Source organism: Thalassovita mediterranea (assembly GCA_019448215.1).
Taxonomy (GTDB): domain Bacteria; phylum Pseudomonadota; class Alphaproteobacteria; order Caulobacterales; family Hyphomonadaceae; genus Henriciella.
On sequence record CP080408.1, the window covers coordinates 248973 to 269251 of the forward strand.

Below are 20279 nucleotides of genomic sequence, written 5' to 3' on the forward strand. Positions count from 1 at the left end.
AGTCATGAAAATGAATACCCTGACCCGCCGGACCGCTATTCTGGCCGTATCCTTTCTGACAATGACCGCCTGCGGGGCGTCAGGCGATGAGAGCGGTGAAGGCCCGAACAGCGCGGCGCTTCAGGAAATCACGCTTGGTGAAGAAGATGCGCCCGTGACCATCGTCGAGTACGCATCCTGGACCTGCCCGGCCTGTCTCCAGTTCCACAATGACGTCGTCGGCAATTTGAAAGAAGACTATGTCGAAACCGGCAAGGTCCGTTACGTCTTTCGCGAATTCCCGACGGCGCCGGCCAATATCTCCGTTGCAGGCTTCGCCATTGCCCGCTGCGCTGGTGAAGACCGGTATTACGACGTGCTCGATGAGCTCTTCTCCCGTCAGACCGCCATCCTTAGCCTTGCCCGTCAGGGCGGCCAGGTGAAGCAGGCTCTCCAGCAGATCGCTGCCAATCACGGCATCACTGACGAAGCAGAGTTCGACGCCTGTCTGAACAATTCCGATATCCGCCGCGCCATCTCCGCTTCTGTTGCCGCAGGTGACGAGGCTGGCGTCAACGCAACGCCGACCCTCTTCCTCAATGGCGAACAGCTGGAAGGTTTTGAGTGGCGCCAGTGGACAGGGATGCAATCGATGCTCGATGAAGCCCTTGGCGAGGACGCACCAGCGGCTGCCACCGAAGCGAGCATGGAAGAGGCTGAAACCCCCGCCATGACTGATGAGGGCGACATGTCAGGCGAATCTATGAACAGTGACACTGAGTCCATGGACGAAACCGAAGGTGAGGCTGCGCCGCAGCAATAAGCCTTCCATTCAGTTGGGGAGCCTGCATTGCACATTTCAGAACTGCGCATTGCAGGCTTCAAATCCTTTGTTGAACCCCAGGAAGTCCCCATCCATCCGGGCCTGACAGGCATTGTTGGCCCGAATGGCTGCGGCAAGTCCAACCTACTCGAAGCGCTTCGCTGGGCCATGGGTGCCAGTTCCGCCAAGGCCATGCGCGGCGGCGAGATGGACGATCTCATCTTCTCCGGCTCGCAAAGCCGCCCAGCCCGCGAACTGGCTGAAGTCACCCTCGTTCTCGACAATTCGGACCGCACGGCGCCGCCGGAGTTCAATGCCTCCGACACGCTGGAAGTCGTGCGCCGCCTGAAACGTGGCGCTGGTTCGACCTACAAGCTCAACGGGCGAACGGTACGTGGCAAGGACATCCAGCTCATCTTCGCGGATGCTTCTACGGGCGCAAACTCTCCTTCGCTGGTTCGTCAGGGCCAGATCTCGGAGCTGATCGGCTCCAAGCCCCAGAACCGTCGCCGCATCCTTGAGGAAGCCGCCGGTATCGCGGGCCTCAATACCCGCCGCCACGAAGCCGAGTTGAAGCTGCGCGCCGCTGAAACCAATCTCGAACGCCTGTCTGAAGTTTCAGCCGAGGTAGAACGACAGCTCGAAAGCCTGAAACGCCAGGCCCGCAAGGCACGGAAATACAAAGAGCTTTCCGACAAGATCGCCGCGCTGGAAGCCTTCCTTGCCCATCTTCGCTGGCAGACGGCTACTGAAGCCAAAACGCTTGCCGAGGAAGAACTCATCCGCTGCCGCGACGCCGTCGAGACGCTCACCCGCGCCTCGGCCATTGCAGAGACACGCCGCATCGAGGCAGGCGACGGCATCCAGCCGCTGCGCAATGTTGAAGCGGCCATTTCCGGAAAGCTGGGCCAGGCCAAGATTGACCTTGCCCGCCTTGAAACCGAGCGCAAGACCGCTGCCGAGCTCCTGGCCCGCCATGAGAGCGAAGCGCGCCGGATCATGTCCGATATCGAGCGTGAGCAATCGCAGAAGGAAGAGGCCGAAAGCGCCCTTGCCGAAGCACGCGAAACGCTGGCCGCGCTGCCAACTGAAGACCCCGAGGCCAATGAAGAACTGGAAGCTGACGCAAAGCAGAAGCTGGAACAGGCCCGCACGGACCTGGAGGCTGCGCAGACGCGCGCTGATGAGCTTGGCGGAAAGCTCGCCGAGCTGAGAGCGGCGCGTCAGGCAGCCGAAGCCAATGCGAACCAGCAGCGACGCCGTAAGCAGTCGCTTGAAAGCGATGCGGCCCGGCTCCGCCAGCAGCTGGGTGAGATGCCGGACACAGCTGCCCTGGCTGAACGCCTCGCTGCTGCTGAAAAGGCTGAAGAGGCCGCAGAGATCGCCCTGCATGATGCGGAACGCGCCGTGGACGCTGCCGACGAGGCTCTGGTTGAGGCCCGCGCCAGCGAAACCGCTGCCCAGGGCCCGCGCAATCAGGCAGATCAGGCGGTGCGGACGCTGGAGTCTGAGATTGCAGGCCTCAAACGCCTGCTTCAGCCGACCAGTGGCCCGAAGGCACCGCCCGTCATTGACCGGATCCGTTCTGATGATGGCTATGAGAAAGCCGTCGCCGCCGCGCTTGGTGATGACCTTCAGGCATCAACCCGGTCTGATTCGCCGCTTTACTGGGGCGGCAGCTCCATCGAGACGTCCGCCCTGCCAGAAGGCGCAGCGCCGCTTTCCACTCATGTGGAAGCGCCAGTTGAACTTGCCGTGCGGCTCTCACAATGCGGCGTTGTCCCGGCTGAAATGGGCCCGCGCCTTGCAGCTCATCTCAAACCCGGCCAGCGGCTCGTTTCCGTTGAAGGGCATCTCTGGCGCTGGGATGGTTTCACGCGCACGCCTGACGCGCCCGTTTCTGCCGCTGAACGCCTCGCGCAGCAGGCGCGTCTCGATGCAGCAGAGGCCGAAATCGGCCCCGCCCGCACGCGCCTCGAATCGGCAACGGCTGAGCTGTCCGAAGCACGGGAAAACCGCGAGAGCGCCGAACGCGACCTGAAAGACGCGCGCCAGCAAGTCTCTCCAAAAGCGTCAGAGCTTAACCGCGCCCGCTCTGCCACCGCAGAAGCCCGGCAAGCCGCTGAGCGCGCCGACGTGAAGCGCGAATCGGCCAGCGAAGCGCTCGCCCGTGTCGAATCAGACCTTCGCGGCGTCGAGGATGCGCTCGACTCTGTTTCCATCGGTGGCGCGCCGGAAGATCTCGCAGAGCTTGAGGCTGAACTCACCGACGCGCGCGAAGCCCTTGCCCGCGCCCGCAGCGACGAAACCGAATATCGCGGCCAGCTCGCCGACATTACCCGCAACCGCGAACAGGCCATTGCCCGGCGCGAAGGCCTCGCCCGCGACGTTGAACGGTGGGAGCGGCGATTCGCAGCAAGCGAGCAGCGACTGGAAGACCTTCTTGCCCGGCGCCGTGAAGCGGCTGGCGAGGCAGAAGCGGCACGCGCGAAGCCCGAAGACATGCAGGCTGATATCGACGCGCTCGCCCAGCGGGTCGAGACACTGGAAGAAGAGCGCCGCGTTGCGGCTGATGCCTTGGCAGAGAAAGAAGCGTCTCTGCGCGAGAGCGAAACTGAAGCGCGAGAAGCCTCCAACGCCGCAGTTGAAGCTCGCGAGGCGCTCGCCGGCGCCAAGGTGCGAGTTGAAAATGCCGAGGCCCGCCTGACCGATGCGGTCGAAGCGGCCCGCAACCAGTTCCAGCGCGCGCCGGCCGGGCTCATCACGCTTGCCCGCGCTGGGCTTGAGGACGAAGAGATCGAGAGTCTCGATCCTTCAGAAGCTGAACGCCAACTCGACTTCCTGCGCCGTGACCGCGACCAGCTGGGCGGCGTCAACATGGAAGCCGAAGCCGAGGCCGAGGAGCTCGCAGAGCGTCTCGGCATGCAGGCCACCGAGAAAGATGATCTCATCAAGGCGATTGCCCGCCTCCGCGAAGGCGTCATGGCACTTAATGATGAAGGGCGTGCGCGCCTGCTTGAGGCGTTCGAGCGGGTGAATGAGCACTTCAAGGCGCTGTTCACCACGCTCTTCCGCGGCGGTGAGGCAGAACTTCGCCTGGTTGACGACGAAGACCCTCTGAACGCCGGCCTGGAGATCATGGCGCAGCCACCGGGCAAACGCCTCGGCACGCTGTCGCTCATGTCGGGCGGTGAGCAGGCCCTGACAGCGACGGCGCTGATCTTTGCTGTCTTCCTGTCGCGCCCTGCCCCGATCTGCGTGCTGGACGAGGTCGACGCGCCCCTCGATGACGCCAATGTCGACCGCTATTGCCGCCTGCTCGATGAGATGCGCCGTCGCACCAATACACGCTTCATCGTCATCACACACAATCCGGTCACGATGAGCCGTATGGACCGCCTGTTCGGCGTGACCATGCGCGAGAAAGGCGTGTCCAAACTGGTCTCTGTCGACCTTGATGCGGCTGAAGAACTGGTCGCGGCTGAGTAGGCGCATGCGTCAAAAGCGCATTTGTCACTTTTCTCATTACAATCAAACGCTTATGACAAATCCGGTCGGCTTGACTTGGCCCACCCCCTCAAATAGCTTCCGGCTCGAAAGACATGGGGTCCTCCCCGGGTCTGTATCGAGCGGCATTTAGGCGATTCCCCATGGCCGGTCCTGAGCGTGATGATCTTTCAGCGCGGATTGCGAAAGCGCAGGCCGACAATGACGCGCGGGAAGCCAGGAAACGCAAACGCGAGACAGATCAGGAGAACGTGAACTCAGGGGCTGGCATGGCCCTGCGCTACGGCGCGGAGATGGCCGGCTGCATCGTGATCGGACTGCTTATCGGATACTGGTTCGATAAGGTTTTCGAGACAGAGCCCTGGGGACTGCTTGTCTGGCTGGGATTCGGCCTTGCAGCCGGAATCCTTAGTGTTATACGCGCCTATCGCCAGTTAACGGCATATGCGGAAACTCAGGGAACGGACCAGACCAACGGTCCGGAAAACGGGAAACAGGGCTGATGAACCTCTCCTTCCACCAGATGGCTGACCCGATGAGCCAGTTCGAAGTGAAGAAACTCTTCGAACTTCAGATTGGCGGCATCGATCTTTCGTTCACCAACGCAGCTTTCTACATGCTGCTGGGCGTTTCGCTGATCATCGTTTTCTTCGGCCTTGCAGCTTCGCGCGGCAAGCTCATCCCTTCGCGTTCGCAGTCCATCGCTGAGATCGGCTATGGCTTCGTGGCCAATATGGTCCGCAGCACGGCGGGCGAGGAAGGTCTCAAATTCTTCCCGTTCGTGTTCACGCTCTTCTTCTTCGTGTTCTTCGCGAACATGATCGGCATGGTGCCGTACGCCTTCACGACCACCAGCCATATCGTCGTCACCGGCGCGCTGGCCCTGCTCGTGATCTCTATCGTGATCATCTATGGCCTCTACAAGAACGGCTTGAAATTCTTCAAACTTTTCGCCCCGTCCGGCGCGCCGTTCTTCATCTATCTCATTCTCGTGCCGATTGAGGTCATCTCCTTCATCGCACGTCCTGTGACACTGGCGCTTCGTCTCTTTGCAAACATGCTTGCCGGTCACATCATGCTGAAGCTGTTTGCCACCTTTGCTGCCCAGCTGTTCGCTGCGGCGCTGGCAGGCACGGCGCTCCTCGGTGTTGTCGGTGTTCTCGCCTTTGCAATGGGTGTCGCCATCAACGCGCTTGAACTTCTCGTTGCAGGCCTTCAGGCTTACATCTTCGCGATCCTGACCTGCGTCTATCTCAACGACGCGCTTCACCCATCGCACTAGTTTCTCGCCGGTGCGGCCAAAAGAGCCGCGCCTCAACACTTGACGCGCCCCGCCGAACAGGCTTCACGGGCATCAAATCGAACCAACGCCAATCCCTCAAAGGAGACACGAAATGGAAGGCGATATCGCTCTTGGCCTCAAATATGTTGGTGCAGGCCTCGCAACTCTCGGCATGATCGGTGCCGCGCTCGGTGTGGGCAACATTTTTGCCAGCTTCCTTGACGCTGCCATGCGCAACCCATCGGCTGCTCCTCAGCAGACCGGCAACCTCTTCATCGGTATGGCCCTTGCTGAAGCTCTCGGCATCCTGGCCTTCCTGGTGTCCGTCCTGATCCTCTTCGTCGTCTAACGAAGACTTTTCCGGACTATTGATTTGGACTGGCCCGTCGCATCGACTGCGCGCGGGCCAGTCTCAACCATTCAGACTGATAAGGTCGCGCCATGAATTTCCTGTCGCTTGCAGCTCCGGCCGCTAACGGCGAAGCCGCCGGTGGGGCCTCTTTCCCGCCGTTCGATCCGTGGCATTTCCCGTCACAGCTCTTCTGGCTGGCCATCCTGTTTGGTATTCTCTACCTCGCGCTTTCGCGTTTCATCCTGCCAAAGCTTGGCGGCGTGATCGAGAACCGCGAAGACACGATTGCTGACTCGCTCGATGAAGCTGCCCGCCTTAACGAGCAGTCCAAGGAAGCGAAGCAACAGCAGGACCTCGCGCTTGCAGAAGCACGCGGCAAGGCCCGTGACACCGCTGACAAGGCCCGCGAAAAGGTCGAAGCAGAGATCGCCGCTGAGACCGCCAAGGTCGATGCTGATCTCGGTGAGCGCCTCGCAGAGGCCGAAGCCCGTATCCAGACGCTTCGTACCAACGCCATGTCCAATGTCGAACAGATTGCGACTTCCGCGACACAAGCCATGCTTGGCCGCCTCGGCGTGACTGTGACAGAAGCCGACGCCCGTCAGGCCGTCGCCCGCAACACGCAGCAGGAAGGCTAGACGATCATGAAGATTGGACGTTTTTCATCCATGCTGACCGCCGCAGCACTCGCTGCGCCGCTTGCGCTCGCTGCGCCCGCTGGAGAAGCAGGCCACGAGACCAAGACAGGCTTCGGCAACCTTGCCTACCCTTTCACGGATGCGGCCACCAATTTCGCCTTCGCTGCCTTCGTCGCCTTCCTTCTGATCGCGATCTCGATGGGCGCTCTCAAGGCAATTACGTCTGCGCTCGACAGCCGTGCTGACGAGATCAAGCGCCAGCTTGATGAGTCGCGCCAGCTTCGCGAAGAAGCAGCTGCGGCCCTCGCAGAAGCAGAGCGCAAGCAGAAAGAAGCTGACCAGGCTGCTGAAGAAATGATCAAGCAGGCCAAGGCTGACGCCAAGATGATGGTTGAGCAGGCTCGCAAGGATCTTGCTGAAAAGGTTGCTCGCCGTGAAGCGCAGGCTGAGGCCCGTATCGCGCGCGCTGAAGCCGAAGCGACCAATGATGTGCGCCGCGCTGCTGCAAATGCTGCGACCCGCGCCTCCAAGGACATTGTCGCCAATTCCCCTCAGCGCGGTGACCTTTTCACCAAGGCGCTGACCGATATCGAGAAGGCGCTGAACTAGCGCTAATCGCCGCACAGGCAGTCTCACATACCAAAAAGAACGCCCTGCCTTTCAGCGGGGCGTTTTTTTATGATCTGAAAAAATAGGCTTCACGTCCGCGTGCGCTTTTCGCGTCCGAACACGGCCCGCATCAGCCAGTTGGGCGCAAACTTTTCGAGGCGCGGATGGCGCTCCAGCATGCCTTCCATCCAGCGGCGTCCCCACACGGCATTACGGCCAAGCAGGACCACGCCGATAATGGCGAGTGGGAGGCCGATAGGAAGAAACGGGGTCAACAGGCCGATCGGGATCGCAATTGCAATCAGGAAAGCACCAAGTGCCGCGAGACACTGCCTCATGGCGGCTTGGAGGCCCATAGTCACAGTTCCAAAACGCCTGCGTGTTGCATTCATTTCAGCAGGCAGCGGCATGTCGGTTTCAAGAGGTTCGCGTGCCATCATTTCCTATATGGTTTCCCTCAGCCAGTTGCCTAGATGCGCACGCCGATCGTGCAGCGCTATGCGGCAAATGTGATTGCTATGCAGCCTTTGCTTCTCGCGCGGGCCATGTCATGACAACGCAAGAACACACAACCCGATCCGGGACGAAGGCACCTGGAAATCCAGTAGAGGGAAGCGGCGCCTTGAAGCTCCATACAATACAGGCCCTCCGCGCCGTCGCCGCGCTGCTCGTCCTCGTCTATCACACTCGCGCAATCGAGATGGATGCCATCATGCGCAAGGGGCTCGACGAAGCGCCCCTGCTCTCGACTTTCGTCCAGAATGGCTTCTCTGGCGTCGACTTCTTCTTTGTGATCTCCGGCTTCATCATGGTCTATGTGACCGGCAAGGTGCAGCCGCGCCTGACCACGGCTGGCGCATTTCTGTTCGCCAGGGCCGCGCGCATCTATCCGCTCTGGTGGCTCTTTGCGGCGATCATGACAGGCTATTTCTTCATGGCCTATGGCGGGGTGCCATTCGGCGCTGAGACGCTTGAGGACGGAAGCCGGATGATGCGTGAGAACTCCACGCTCCACCTCATCTATTCCTATGCCCTGCTTCCTCAGCAGACCGTACCGGTTCATGGTGTCGGCTGGACACTGGTGCACGAGATGCACTTCTATGTCGGCTTTGCACTGCTCATCCTGTTGCCACGCCGCTTCCTGCCACTCGGCCTTCTGGGCTGGGCCGCGATCATTCTGCTCGGCACGCTGACGGGCCTGCAGACCCCCGTCGCGACAGATTACCTAACACTGCTGGTCCACCCCCTTACGCTTGAATTCCTGGGTGGCTGCGCCGCAGCGCTGCTGATCTCATCAGGCAGGCGCTTCAAGCCCCTGACGATACTTATCATCGGTCTTATTACCTTCGTTACCGCCCTTTACCTGCAGCCCTACCCCACGGATTTCACACTCGGCTGGGGCCGTGTCCTCTTCTTCGGGATCCCAAGTATCCTGATCGTCTATGGTGCCGCCGCGCTGGAGGCTGAAGACCGGGTGAAGGTGCCGCGTTCCATGGTCGTGCTTGGGGACTGGTCCTATGCGCTTTACCTAGGACACACGCTCGTGCTTAGCGGCCTTCGGCGGATCTTCGACGCGCTGGCCGCCCGCCTGCAGGGCACGGGCCTTGAGGGCCTGTTCTCGCTCGGTGCCCCCGGCATCCTCGACAATCTGTTCTTTTATATCTGCTGCGCGGTCGCGAGCATCATATTCGCTGGCCTCGTTTTCAACCTGTTTGAAAAGCCTGCCATGGCCCTGACCGGCCGTTGGCGGAAAGACCTCTTCGAAGACACGAATGCACAGCTGAAGCCCGCCCCGATCAAAGCGGCCATCTGGTAAAAAATGGCCGGGACATCGCCCGGCCATCTCTCAACTTATTCTGCCGCGATCTTGTCCGGCTCACTCCAGCGAAGCTCGGGCTTGCGCGCAGCCTGCGTCTCATCGAGGCGGCGCTTCGGCGCGAGATAAGGCGCGCCTTTCAGGCTCTCATCGCCGGCCTTGGCTTTCTCGGCGATGGAGAGAAGCGACTCGCAGAACCGGTCTAGTTCGGCTTTCGACTCCGTCTCGGTCGGCTCGATCAGCATGGCGCCATGCACAACCAGCGGGAAGTACATGGTCATCGGGTGATAGCCCTCATCGATCATCGCCTTGGCGATATCCAGCGTCTCGATTCCTTCCGCCGTGAACGCGTCAGAGAAGAGCGCTTCGTGCATGCAGTAGCCATCGAATGCTGGGGTCATCACCTTCTTGAGACGTGACTGGAGATAGTTTGCGTTCAGGACGGCATCTTCCGCCGCCTGCTTCAGGCCGTCTGCCCCGTGGCTGAGCATATAGGTCAGCGCACGCGTGAACATGCCCATCTGGCCATGGAAGGCGCAGAGGCGACCAAAGGCATCGGAGCCTTCGCCGCTGCGCTGTTCGACCAGATGGAAGACGCCGTCTTCCTCAACGACAAAAGGCACAGGCGCAAAGTCAGCCAACGCTTCGGAGAGCACCGTCGGGCCAGCACCCGGGCCGCCCCCGCCATGCGGCGTGGAGAAGGTCTTGTGCAGGTTGATGTGCATCGCATCGACGCCAAGGTCACCCGGACGAACACGGCCGACGATGGCGTTGAAGTTCGCGCCATCGCAATAGAAATAGCCGCCAGCCTCGTGGATGAGGTCGGCAATCTCGCGAATATCGGTTTCGAACAGGCCGCACGTATTCGGGTTGGTCAGCATGATGCCTGCAATATCCGAGCTGTCGACCAGCTTCGATTTGAGGTCTTCCATGTCGACCCGGCCGCGCGCATCGGCCTTGATCTCGTCCACGGTAAAGCCGCACTGGACCGCCGTTGCCGGATTGGTGCCGTGCGCAGAGGCTGGCACCAGAACGCGCGTACGCGTCTCGATCTCGCCGCGTGCGATCAGCGCGCCGCGGATCGCCATCATACCGCAGAACTCGCCATGCGCGCCGGCCTTCGGGCTCATCGCGACGGCTGGCATGCCGGTCAGCGTCTTCAGCCATGTTGCCAGCTGGTCGATCAGCTCCAGCGCGCCCTGAACGGTCGACTGCGGCTGCAGCGGGTGGATGTCTGCAAAGCCCGGCATCCGCGCGACTTTCTCATTGAGGCGAGGATTATGCTTCATCGTGCACGAGCCGAGCGGAAACAGGCCAAGATCGATGGCATAGTTCTGCTGGCTGAGGCGCACATAGTGGCGCACTGCTTCAGGCTCTGAGAGGCCCGGCAAGCCAACGCTCTTCTTGCGAGTCACGCCGCCGAGACGGTCCATGCCGCCCTTGGGCGCTGGCAGGTCAACGCCTGTCTTAGTGGTGGAGCCTGTCTCGAAGATCAGGTCTTCGCGCTGCTGCAGGCCGCGTGAGCCCGAAACGGTCTCAATCGCTGGCTGGGCGCTTGGCGCCGACGGGCTGGTTGGACGACCTTGTGAATTCATGCTCATGCCTGAGCCTCCACGAAATGCTGGGTGTTTGGTCCGAATGTCTCTTTCAGACGCTTGTTGGCTGCGCTGACATGGATGGCGCCGAGGGCAAGGATTTCCCGGCGCAGATCAGCATAGAGTTTCTTGAAGTCCTGAGGGTCGCGCCAGGTTTCGGGATCGTCATAGATCTCCTGAAACTGGGACTTTCGGCGGCTGATCGCCGCCTTGTCGGCGCCCATGCGCAGGAAGATCTCCTCAAGGAAATCCTCATACTCACGGATCGCCCGCTTATGCTCCCAGGCTTCCTGATGCTGGGGGGCTTCGCTCATGCCAGCACCTTTGCCAGCGCGCCTGCATAGGCCTTGATGTCGGCCTCGCTCGTGCATTCAGTCGCGGCAGCGATGATGACATCGTCGAGGCCCTTGCCCGGATAGAGGCGCGAGGCACGCACACCGCCAACGACACCAAGTCCGTCCAGCTTCTCAAGCACGTCGCCTGCATCGCCTGGAATACGGAATGCAAACTCATTGAAGAAGCGCGGTGTCAGGAGTTCGACGCCAGACACACCTTCAAGCGCATCAGCCAGCATGCAGGCGGCTTCATGGTTGAGCTGTGCCAGATGACCAAGGCCCTTCTCGCCGAGCAGCGTCATGTGCGCCGTGAAGGCCAGCGTACAGAGGCCCGCATTGGTGCAGATGTTCGATGTCGCCTTGTCGCGGCGGATGTGCTGCTCGCGCGTTGAGAGCGTCAGCACGAAACCGCGATTGCCGTCGGCATCGACTGTCTCGCCGCAGAGCCGTCCAGGCATCTGCCGCATCAGCTTTTTCGAGCAGGCGAAAAGTCCGACATAAGGGCCGCCAAAGTTGAGCGCATTGCCAATGGACTGGCCTTCGCCAACCGCGATGTCGGCGCCCATTTCGCCCGGCGGCATGGTCATACCGAGGGAGACAGCTTCGGTGAAGACAGATACCAGAAGCGCTTTCTTCTCGTGCGCAGCGTCTGCAACCGGCGTCAGATCAGTGACAGTACCGAAGACGTTCGGGCTCTGGCCGATAACGCAGGCCGTCTCGTCATCGACAGCCTCTGCGAGCGCGAGTTCTGCATCGATACCGGGGGCCAGCTGGACAATCTCGATGCCCTGCGCCTCACAGACGGTGCGGGTTGCAGCGGCATAATGCGGATGCAGACCGCCTGACAGGATGACCTTCTGGCGCCGCGTCACACGGCACGCCATGACAGCAGCTTCCGCGCAGGCGGTTGAGCCATCATACATGGACGCATTCGCGACTTCCATCGCGGTCAGCGCCGCGACCTGGCTCTGGAATTCGAACAGGGTCTGCAGCGTGCCCTGCGCAATTTCAGGCTGGTAGGGCGTATAGGTCGTTAGGAATTCGGACCGCTGGATGATGTGGTCCACAGTTGCCGGAACATGGTGCTTGTAAGCGCCGCAACCGACAAAGAACGGCCCCTCAGAGGCTGTCCGGTTCTTGGCCGCCAGCGCGCCCATATGGCGCTCGACGGCAAGCTCCCCCTGATGATCAGGCAGGCCGGCAATCTTGCCGCCGAGGCGCGCAGCCTCAGGCACATCGGTGTAGAAATCATCGATGGAGGCTGCACCAATCGTGGCCAGCATCTCCTTGCGGTCTTCAGGTGTCAGGGGGAGGTAGCGCATGTTTTATTGGCCTTTGCAGAACTCGAAATAGGCGTCCTTGTCCATCAGGTTGCGGGTCTCGGCGCCGTCAGAGAATTTGATCACGCAGAACCAGCCTTCGCCTTCAGGATGCTCGTTCACTGTCTCAGGGGAGTCAGCGAGCGCGCTGTTGGTGTCGATCACTTCACCAGAGAGCGGCGCATAGACATCAGAGGCGGCTTTCACACTCTCCACGACGGCCATCTCGTCACCCTTCTTGAAAGTCTTGCCGACTTCCGGTGTCTCGACGAAGACAACGTCGCCAAGCTGTTCGGCGGCGTAACGGGTGATGCCGACCGTTGCGAGGTCGCCGTGAACGGTGACCCATTCATGGTCTTCGGTATAGAAGGTGGTCTGCTGGGTGAATTGCGTCATCTGGCGAGTATCCTCAACGTTTGTAGTTTGGTTGTACGAATGGCAGGGCAGCGACCTCTCCGGCGCGGGCCTTGCCGCGCACCATGAGGTCAATCTTCGTTCCGGGCTCGGCGAGGTCGGCGCGCACATAGCCCATGGCGACAGGCCCGTCCGTGCTGGGGCCGAAGCCGCCGGACGTCACCATGCCGACAAGCTCTCCGTCGACATGGATCTCGGTGCCTTCACGCGCTGGCGCGCGCTCCAGCGGCAGGATGCCAACGCGCTTCTCGGCCGGGCCGTCAGCGATCTGTTTCAGGATTTTCTCCGCGCCGGGAAAATCAGCGCGCTCGCGGCGCGACTTCTGGATGACCCATTGCAGGTCTGCCTCGACCGGCGTGCGGCTCGTATCCATGTCGTGGCCATAGAGACAAAGCCCTGCCTCAAGGCGGAGGCTGTCGCGTGCACCAAGACCGATCGGCTTGACGCGCTCATCAGCGAGCAGGCCGCGCACATAGGCAAGGCCGGTCTCGTTGTTCGGTAGCAGCAGCTCGAACCCGTCCTCGCCCGTGTAGCCACAGCGCGAGACCATATAGCGCTCACCATCTTTCTGGACGTGGGCACAGCGCATGAAGCTCAGCTCAGCCGCTTCCGGGAAATGTGGGATCAGGACCGCTTCAGCCTCAGGCCCCTGGAGGGCGACGAGGATACGGTCGTCAGCGGTCTGTAGCTCTGCTTCGCCCGCCAGCTTCTCGCGGATAAGCGCCCAGTCGTCATGCTTCACCGCGCCATTGACGACGATGTAGAGCATCCCGTCCAGACTGGCGTCAGGCATGCGGGTGATGATGAGGTCATCGAGAATGCCGCCCTCATCATTCAGCAACACGGTCAGGCGCCCCTGCCCCGGCTTCAGTGTCGAGATCGCGCTTGGCACGAGACGCTCGATGAGCGCAGAAATCTTCTCATGCGCACCCGGCTGGCCGAGACCTTCCTTCAGATAGAGAAAGCACGGCCCCATATGAGAAACGTCGAAGAGGCCAGCATGCTCGCGGGTCCAGAGGTGTTCAGGCTTCACGCCCTCGAACTGGACCGGCATCTCATAGCCGGCGAACGGCACCATCTTGCCGCCATGCTCCTGGTGGAGATCATAGAGCGGTGTTCTGCGAAGTGTATCGATTGATTGGTCAGCCATGGCACCCTTTGACATTGGTAACGGCCGTCCACTCCGGATGATCCGGATGGTTGGCCGCCCCCGCTGTCTCGGTGCCTGAGAGATTCCGCCTCCTTCGACTTCGCTCAAGGTGAGGAGGTCGAAGCGGCTTGCTCCTTCGGCGAGGCCTGCTGCGGGTCTTCTGATGGCCCGCTTGCCTCTTTCCAGCGTTTAGGTCTCTCCCGGTCCTTTTGCCTGAGCGTTTCCGGGGCGGTTGCGCCTTCGGCGGCAGGCACAAGGACCTGCTCTCTCCCGGGAGGGAGTCATCACTTGAGGTGCAAACTATTTCGGATTCAGCATCCCGGCAAGCACAACGTCGCCTCGATCTGACTCCAGTTTGCAGCCTGACCTGATCTTGGGCAGGTCAGGCCACTCCGGGCAATTAGCGGACGGCGAAGTCGAACGGCTCGTTGCGGTTCTTGCCCTTGTTCGGGCCCATGAAGCCGAAGAGGTGGCCGGCGACCTTGCGCATCTGGATCTCCTCGGAGCCTTCCGTGATCCGGTAGCGGCGGTGGTGACGGTAGATGTGCTCGAACGGCTTGTGGCGCGAATAACCCATGCCGCCATGCACCTGCATGGCGCGGTCGGCCGCATCACAGCAGAGCCGGTTGGCGTAGTAGTTACACATCGAAACCTTGTCGGAGAGATAGATTGCGACGTCTGGCTTGGACATCTGGTCGATCTCCCAGGCCGTCTTGAAGATCAGGAGGCGCAGCATCTCTGCCTGCGTCGCAAGCTCCACAAGCGGGAACTGGATCGCCTGATTGTGCGAGAGCGCCTTGCCGAACGGCTTGCGTTCATTGGCATAGTTGATCGCTTCGGTGATGCAGTACATCGCCGCACCGACAGAGCTTGCAGCCTGGCGGATACGGTTCTCGTGGACAAAGTGCTGGGCGAGCGCGAGGCCGCCTTCCGGCGGACCGAAGACCGCATCTTCCGGCACCCAGAGGTCCTTGATGTAGAAGCGCGCGTGGTCGGTCGGCATGTTGAACGTCCACATATACTCGTCGATCTCGATCGCCGGGTCGCGGGCTGGCGTGATGAGGCAGGTAATGCCCTTCGCGTCGCCATCATTCCCGGACGTACGGCAGAACATCATGATGTGGGACGCGGCATGCATACCCGTGATCCACATCTTCGCGCCATTGATCAGCCAGCCATCCTTGCCGTCTTTCTTGTGACGCACAGCGCGGGTTTCCATGTGCGTGGCGTCAGAGCCGTGGTCAGGCTCCGTCAGGCCGAAGCAGGCGCGGAACTCACCCTTTAGGGCCGCATCTGCGAGGTGCTTCTGATCCGGACGGGCAAAGTCCCGCAGCATCAGGATCTGAGGGAAGTTGCCGACGATTGAGTGCTCGTTCTGCAGGTCATTGTGCAGGCCGAGACCCTTGCGCGCGAAATGCTCGCGGATGATCGCCATGCCAAGATTGGAACCGTCCTGACCGCCAAACTCCTTCGGCAATGCATAGCGAAGGTGCCCTGCCTCATCGGCGAGCTTGCGGGCCTGACGCAGCAGGTCTTCCCATTCAGGCCGGGGAAGCCCGTCATTGTCAAAATCCGTTCGGGCCCATTCGCGGCGATGGTCGAAGAAGCGGATATTGTCGTCCTTGTTCTCGAGCGGCTTGATCTTCTCTTCGATGAAGTTGTCGAGCACGACGAGATAGTCGGCGATGTCCTGCGGAATGTTGAAGTCCATGTGAAACCTCCCTGGCGCTTGGGCGCGATCTGATCTGTTTACGCTCAAGGATACCGGGCCCGTGGGGGGCATCAATGCGGGCCGTCGCGTCAAGCCACAGAAGATTTTTTGCGCTCGATTGCGTGATCTGACGGCCTCCCACGGCGGGGTTGCGCCATTTTGCCATCACTGAATGATTGACATTTTATTCAGCGCTCATAAATAGCCTGTGTAGAGTAAGACCAAAAACAAGATCTTCCGCCCAAGCCTGAAAGGTTTCCTCCCATGATCCGCTCTATCGCTCTCTCTGCCGCATTCGCAGCCATCGCCCTGCCGGCAGCTGCTGGTACGGCTTTCACCGCAAAGCTCGCTGCGCCTGCAGACAGCCCGTCCAGCGTTGTCGCTGCCAGCGCCGTCTGGACTTGCAAAGCAGACACCTGCGTTGCTGAACTCAACCGCCGCACCGCAACCGTGCGTACCTGCAAGAAAGTCGCCTCTGAAGTTGGCGTACTCGCTTCCTTTGGCTCTGCCGACGACCGCCTCTCCGAGGAAGACTTGGCTGAGTGCAACAAGGCAGCCAAGGACTAAGTAAGCTTCATCTCACTCTCTGAATGAACTTGCCGCCCTTCACAAAAGGGCGGCACTTTTTTGTTTGGGCGAGAGCAATCACGTTCCGGTTTCCGAGGGCTGCTTTTTCGGCTCCCACAACTCAACCTTGCGCCCATCAGGGTCCATCAACCAGGCAAAGCTTCCATAATCATGGTCTTCGCGCGGCTGGACAGGCGAAACACCTGCCGCTTCAGCCTGCTTGAGAACGCCACTGAGGTCATCGACCATCAGGTTGAACATCACATCGTGGTCGGATGGCTTGAAATAGTCGCTGTCCGCCTTGAAGGGCGCGAAGATGGTCATCGCGCCTTTCGGGAAGGCCTTCGCAGAGTCTGCATGGCTGAACGAGATGCCATATTCCGACGCCTCAATGCCGAGCACACTCGTATACCAGGTCTTCGTCGCCTCTGCGTCCTTGCAAAGGAAGAAAATACCGCCCACCCCGATCACTCTTGCCAATTGAACCTCCCATCCTAAAGCTTTGCGGCAAGTCTGGCCCACAAACCGCAAAGAGGCCAGCGCGATGGGAGGATTGTGCGATATGGAAAGCTTGAGAACACCGGACGAGCGCTTTTCGAACCTGCCGGACTATGACTTTGAACCGCACTATATCGATACGCTCGAAGGCTATGACGGGCTCAGAATTCACTACATCGATGAGGGGCCGAAAGATGCGGACCGCGTCTTCCTGTGCCTGCATGGTCAGCCGACCTGGAGTTACCTCTACAGGCGCATGATCCCTGTCTTCCTGGAAAGCGGCGCACGGGTCATCGCGCCTGACTGGCTTGGATTTGGCCGTTCCGACAAACCAGTGAGCGACGACGTCTATACGTTCAATTTCCACCGCAACATGATGCTGGCCTTCATCAAGGCGCTAGACCTGCAACGCATCACCCTGGTCTGCCAGGACTGGGGCGGACTGCTCGGCCTGACAATCCCCATGGAAATGCCTGAGCGGTTTGAGCGGCTTCTCGTCATGAATACCGCCATCGCCACTGGAACGAGCCCTGGTGAAGGTTTCGACAGCTGGAAAGCGTTCAACCGCAGCCAGCCCGACCTGCCCATCGCCGCCCTCATGAAGCGGTCCACCCCGGTCCTGACGGATGCTGAAGCGGCAGCCTATGAGGCCCCCTATCCCGATCACCGTTACAAGGCGGGCGTGCGCCGCTTTCCTGAACTGGTGATGGTCGCGCCGGATATGGAGGGCGTCGATATCTCGAAGCGCGCTGCAGAGTTCTGGTCGAAGGACTGGACCGGCGACAGCTTCATGGCAATCGGCATGCAGGACCCTGTGCTGGGACCACCTATCATGCGCGACCTTCAGAAAACCATTCGCGGCTGTCCTGAACCGATAGAAATTCCTGAAGGCGGGCACTTCGTGCAGGAGCATGGCGATCAGATCGCCCGTGCGGCCCTAAAGAAGTGGGGCGACCTCGCCTAGGCCGTCTTACTCCATGAGAAACAGGTCCGTGTCATCCGGGCGCGCGCCAGCTGATGTCAGCATGGCGTGAACCTGCCCGCGGTGATGGGTCTGGTGATTGAAGATGTGCGTGACCAGAAGCCAGACCGGCTTGGCCATGTTGCGACCCGCAGCGCCTGAATACCATTCGAGTTCATCTCGAAGGCCCGCTTCGCTAAAGCCCGCGGACCAATCTTCGATAATACCATCCATGGCTTGCCGGTCAGCTTTCAGTCCCTGCCAGTCCGGCCAAAGCTTCAGCGTTTCATTGCCCGCGCACCCCGGCTTCTCGCACATGTCGAAACGCGACAGCCATATACGGTCAGCCCAGAGAATATGAGACAGAGTCTCGTGAATGGACCGGAAGAAGGCGCCGCGATCTTTGAGCCGGGCATCATTGCTGAGCGTGTCGGCCGCGCCGTAGAGGCTTTCATTCTGCCAGCGATTATACCGCGCCATAAGACGCGCATGGTCCGGCATGATCATTGGCGGTTCCTCCCAGAAGAACCGCCAGACTACGCATCAGGCACGGCTTGCGCCAACGTTTTTCATTTCCCGCGCCTCATGCTTGTCGAGATGCTCTTTCAGCATTCTGGCGTTCTTGGCGTTGGCCTTGTGCGCAAAGTCAAACAGGTCGCCGACCAGCGGGATCGCGCCGATGATCGTATCGACGAGCAGATTCCAGATCATCTTGGCAATCAGCCCGCCCGAGGCGCCTTCCTGCCGGGCCCTGTGAATAATGTAGAGACCCAGACCGCCTGAGACCGTATCGCCAATGCCGGGTATGAGGCCAATGATACCGTCCAGACCAAAGCGGAAATTGGTCCCCGGCAGTTTGAATTGGGTGTCCAGCAGCTTTGCCAGCCGGTCGATGTCGTCGCGCTTACCTGTCGGCATGAATTAAAATCCTTTCACGTCTTCCAACGGCTATCGCAAGGACGCGTTCCCGCATCGGCGCGCGCCAGTTCTCCGTCGCCTGCATTCGATTGGATTTGGACTAGCCTAGCCCGGCTTGCTCGATTAGGGTGCGGCGCAACAAAAGCATGTCCATACGGAGGAGACATCATCATGAGAGAAGCAGTTATCGTTTCGACTGCCCGCACCGCCCTTACCAAGGCTGGCCGCGGCGCCCTCAACGACACCCACGGCATCACCATGGCTGGCCATGCCATCAAAGGCGCGATCGAACGCGCTGGCATCGATGCGGCTGAAGTGGAGGACGTTTTCCTCGGTTCCGCGCAGCCAGAAGGCGCGACGGGCCACAATGTCGCTCGTAACGCAGCCCTCTGGGCAGGTTGCCCATCCTCGACCTCTGGCGCGACCATCAACCGTTTCTGTTCGTCTGGCCTGCAGGCCATCGCCAACGCAGCGCACACCGTTGTCAGCGAAGGCGCACCTGTCGCTATCGGCGGCGGCGTGGAATCGCTTTCGCTCGTGTCCCGCTCGGGCCACATGAACACGCACCGCTATACTGAGCCTGAGCTCATGAAGAAGTGGCCAGCGATCTGGATGACCATGATCGAGACCGCCGAGATCGTTGCTGACCGCTACAATGTGAGCCGTGAAGCCCAGGATGAGTACTCCGCTGAAAGCCAGCGCCGCACCGCTATCTTTCAGGAAAAAGGCTGGATGGCTGAAGAGATCGTCCCGCTGAAAACGAAGATGAAGCTCGTCAACAAGGAAACCGGCGAAGAGACCTATCAGGATGTCGTCGCAGACCGTGACGACTGTAACCGTCCAGGCACCACGTTTGAATCGCTTCAAGGCCTGAAGCCGGTCTTCTCCGGCGGCATGGTCGTGAAGGAAGGCAAGTACGTCACCGCTGGTAACGCCTCGCAACTTTCCGATGGCGCAGCAGCTGTCGTCGTCATGGAAGCGGCTGAAGCCAAGAAGCGCAACATTGAGCCGCTCGGCCGTTTCGTTGGCTTCAATGTCGCTGGCTGTGACCCGGACGAAATGGGCATTGGCCCGGTCTTCGCCGTTCCACGCCTGCTTGAGCGCCACGGCCTCAAAGTCGACGATATCGATCTCTGGGAGCTGAACGAAGCCTTCGCTTCGCAGTGTCTCTATAGCCGCGACCGTCTCGGCATCGACCCTGAGAAGTACAATGTGAATGGCGGCTCGATCTCCATCGGCCACCCATTCGGCATGACCGGTGCTCGTTGCACAGGCTCTTTGCTGCTTGAAGGCAAGCGTCGTGGCGCAAAATGGGGCGTTGTGACCATGTGTATCGGCGGCGGCATGGGTGCTGCTGGTCTTTTCGAGATCTACAGCTAAGGTGGTTCCGGGTCAGTCTTACCTAAACACCTGAGATTGGAGTTCTTGATGAAATCACTCGCCCTTAGCGCAGGCCTACTCGCAATGGCCATCGTCCCAGCAGCTTGCACCTCGACATCGTCGGGCGGCAGTTCTGCCGGGATGCAGATGGTCTCGGTATCGCCCGCCCTCAAAGCAGAAATTCGCGGCCGGGGTCTCGATCCCGACGAAGAAATCTGCAAGCGCGAGGAACAGATGGGGTCGACCATCCCACGCAATATCTGCGCAACGCGCGCAGAGTGGGAAGCAAAATCCCGGGCGAGCAAGGATGGCACTCGTGACATCCAGAACAACGCCCTTCGCACCCGCGATCCAAACGCCGGCGGCTGATCGCCGACTTTGACATTAGAAATTATAAAGCCCCGGTCGATTGGCCGGGGCTTTTT

Annotated in this window: 22 protein-coding genes and 1 riboswitch; of the genes, 12 read left to right on the top strand and 10 right to left on the bottom strand. The window is 60.5% G+C overall.

Annotation, left to right across the window (positions count from 1 at the left end; genetic code table 11):
- Positions 1 to 4: 4 nt before the first annotated feature.
- The 7 genes from KUV46_01225 to KUV46_01255 all read left to right on the top strand — a co-directional run bounded on the left by KUV46_01225 (position 5) and on the right by KUV46_01255 (position 7190).
- Positions 5 to 802 (top strand): DsbA family protein, encoded by a 798-nt coding sequence (locus tag KUV46_01225; protein ID QYJ01028.1) that lies wholly within the window; start codon positions 5 to 7, stop codon positions 800 to 802.
- A 27-nt stretch (positions 803 to 829) separates the two neighbouring features.
- Positions 830 to 4291: a chromosome segregation protein SMC gene (smc, locus tag KUV46_01230; protein ID QYJ01029.1), complete on the top strand. Its 3462-nt coding sequence runs from the start codon at positions 830 to 832 to the stop codon at positions 4289 to 4291.
- Positions 4292 to 4452: 161 nt separating this feature from the next.
- On the top strand, positions 4453 to 4812 hold the full coding sequence (locus KUV46_01235) for an AtpZ/AtpI family protein (GenBank protein QYJ01030.1): 360 nt from the start codon (positions 4453 to 4455) through the stop codon (positions 4810 to 4812).
- Positions 4813 to 4832: 20 nt separating this feature from the next.
- Positions 4833 to 5591 carry a F0F1 ATP synthase subunit A gene (locus KUV46_01240; GenBank protein ID QYJ02331.1) on the top strand — a complete coding sequence of 253 codons (759 nt, stop codon included), beginning with the start codon at positions 4833 to 4835 and terminating at the stop codon, positions 5589 to 5591.
- 112 nt (positions 5592 to 5703) lie between these two features.
- The gene (locus tag KUV46_01245) at positions 5704 to 5940 is read left to right on the top strand and encodes a F0F1 ATP synthase subunit C (protein ID QYJ01031.1); all 237 of its coding nucleotides are present in this window, start codon (positions 5704 to 5706) and stop codon (positions 5938 to 5940) included.
- 92 nt (positions 5941 to 6032) lie between these two features.
- A complete protein-coding gene (locus KUV46_01250; GenBank protein ID QYJ01032.1) occupies positions 6033 to 6581 on the top strand; it encodes an ATP F0F1 synthase subunit B in 549 nt (182 codons plus the stop codon).
- 6 nt (positions 6582 to 6587) lie between these two features.
- The gene (locus KUV46_01255) at positions 6588 to 7190 is read left to right on the top strand and encodes an ATP F0F1 synthase subunit B (protein ID QYJ01033.1); all 603 of its coding nucleotides are present in this window, start codon (positions 6588 to 6590) and stop codon (positions 7188 to 7190) included.
- Between the two features lie 89 nt (positions 7191 to 7279).
- Here KUV46_01255 and KUV46_01260 read toward each other — a convergent pair whose 3' ends face one another.
- Positions 7280 to 7546 (bottom strand): hypothetical protein, encoded by a 267-nt coding sequence (locus KUV46_01260; protein ID QYJ01034.1) that lies wholly within the window; start codon positions 7544 to 7546, stop codon positions 7280 to 7282.
- 266 nt (positions 7547 to 7812) lie between these two features.
- Here KUV46_01260 and KUV46_01265 point away from each other — a divergent pair, with 266 nt between their 5' ends.
- A complete protein-coding gene (locus KUV46_01265) occupies positions 7813 to 9006 on the top strand; it encodes an acyltransferase (GenBank protein QYJ01035.1) in 1194 nt (397 codons plus the stop codon).
- A 35-nt stretch (positions 9007 to 9041) separates the two neighbouring features.
- Here KUV46_01265 and gcvPB read toward each other — a convergent pair whose 3' ends face one another.
- The 6 genes from gcvPB to KUV46_01295 all read right to left on the bottom strand — a co-directional run bounded on the left by gcvPB (position 9042) and on the right by KUV46_01295 (position 15530).
- The gene (gene gcvPB / locus KUV46_01270) at positions 9042 to 10607 is read right to left on the bottom strand and encodes an aminomethyl-transferring glycine dehydrogenase subunit GcvPB (GenBank protein ID QYJ01036.1); all 1566 of its coding nucleotides are present in this window, start codon (positions 10605 to 10607) and stop codon (positions 9042 to 9044) included.
- Positions 10604 to 10915, bottom strand: a complete 312-nt coding sequence (locus tag KUV46_01275) for a hypothetical protein (protein QYJ01037.1) — start codon at positions 10913 to 10915, stop codon at positions 10604 to 10606. The genes gcvPB and KUV46_01275 overlap by 4 nt, the downstream gene beginning before the upstream one ends.
- Positions 10912 to 12258, bottom strand: coding sequence for an aminomethyl-transferring glycine dehydrogenase subunit GcvPA (gene gcvPA / locus KUV46_01280; protein QYJ01038.1), 1347 nt, complete (start codon positions 12256 to 12258; stop codon positions 10912 to 10914). The genes KUV46_01275 and gcvPA overlap by 4 nt, the downstream gene beginning before the upstream one ends.
- Positions 12259 to 12261: 3 nt before the next feature.
- Positions 12262 to 12651: a glycine cleavage system protein GcvH gene (gene gcvH, locus KUV46_01285; protein ID QYJ01039.1), complete on the bottom strand. Its 390-nt coding sequence runs from the start codon at positions 12649 to 12651 to the stop codon at positions 12262 to 12264.
- A gap of 13 nt (positions 12652 to 12664) precedes the next feature.
- The gene (gene gcvT / locus KUV46_01290; GenBank protein ID QYJ01040.1) at positions 12665 to 13819 is read right to left on the bottom strand and encodes a glycine cleavage system aminomethyltransferase GcvT; all 1155 of its coding nucleotides are present in this window, start codon (positions 13817 to 13819) and stop codon (positions 12665 to 12667) included.
- A gap of 191 nt (positions 13820 to 14010) precedes the next feature.
- A riboswitch (glycine riboswitch) is annotated at positions 14011 to 14102 on the bottom strand.
- A 117-nt stretch (positions 14103 to 14219) separates the two neighbouring features.
- Positions 14220 to 15530 (bottom strand): acyl-CoA dehydrogenase family protein, encoded by a 1311-nt coding sequence (locus KUV46_01295; protein ID QYJ01041.1) that lies wholly within the window; start codon positions 15528 to 15530, stop codon positions 14220 to 14222.
- Between the two features lie 264 nt (positions 15531 to 15794).
- Between KUV46_01295 and KUV46_01300 the strand changes: the two genes are divergently transcribed.
- Positions 15795 to 16097, top strand: a complete 303-nt coding sequence (locus KUV46_01300) for a hypothetical protein (GenBank protein ID QYJ01042.1) — start codon at positions 15795 to 15797, stop codon at positions 16095 to 16097.
- Positions 16098 to 16175: 78 nt separating this feature from the next.
- Here KUV46_01300 and KUV46_01305 read toward each other — a convergent pair whose 3' ends face one another.
- On the bottom strand, positions 16176 to 16577 hold the full coding sequence (locus KUV46_01305) for a VOC family protein (GenBank protein ID QYJ01043.1): 402 nt from the start codon (positions 16575 to 16577) through the stop codon (positions 16176 to 16178).
- A 64-nt stretch (positions 16578 to 16641) separates the two neighbouring features.
- On the opposite strand from KUV46_01305, the gene KUV46_01310 reads away from it, so the two are divergent.
- Positions 16642 to 17559, top strand: a complete 918-nt coding sequence (locus KUV46_01310) for an alpha/beta fold hydrolase (protein ID QYJ01044.1) — start codon at positions 16642 to 16644, stop codon at positions 17557 to 17559.
- A gap of 6 nt (positions 17560 to 17565) precedes the next feature.
- Here the strand turns inward: KUV46_01310 and KUV46_01315 are convergent, their stop codons facing one another.
- Together KUV46_01315 and KUV46_01320 are read right to left on the bottom strand one after the other, a co-directional pair.
- Positions 17566 to 18063, bottom strand: coding sequence for a DinB family protein (locus KUV46_01315; GenBank protein ID QYJ01045.1), 498 nt, complete (start codon positions 18061 to 18063; stop codon positions 17566 to 17568).
- A gap of 36 nt (positions 18064 to 18099) precedes the next feature.
- On the bottom strand, positions 18100 to 18474 hold the full coding sequence (locus tag KUV46_01320; protein QYJ01046.1) for a DUF4112 domain-containing protein: 375 nt from the start codon (positions 18472 to 18474) through the stop codon (positions 18100 to 18102).
- A 171-nt stretch (positions 18475 to 18645) separates the two neighbouring features.
- Between KUV46_01320 and KUV46_01325 the strand changes: the two genes are divergently transcribed.
- Together KUV46_01325 and KUV46_01330 are read left to right on the top strand one after the other, a co-directional pair.
- Positions 18646 to 19854: an acetyl-CoA C-acyltransferase gene (locus tag KUV46_01325; GenBank protein QYJ01047.1), complete on the top strand. Its 1209-nt coding sequence runs from the start codon at positions 18646 to 18648 to the stop codon at positions 19852 to 19854.
- Positions 19855 to 19902: 48 nt separating this feature from the next.
- Positions 19903 to 20223 carry a hypothetical protein gene (locus KUV46_01330; protein QYJ01048.1) on the top strand — a complete coding sequence of 107 codons (321 nt, stop codon included), beginning with the start codon at positions 19903 to 19905 and terminating at the stop codon, positions 20221 to 20223.
- Positions 20224 to 20279 lie beyond the last annotated feature (56 nt).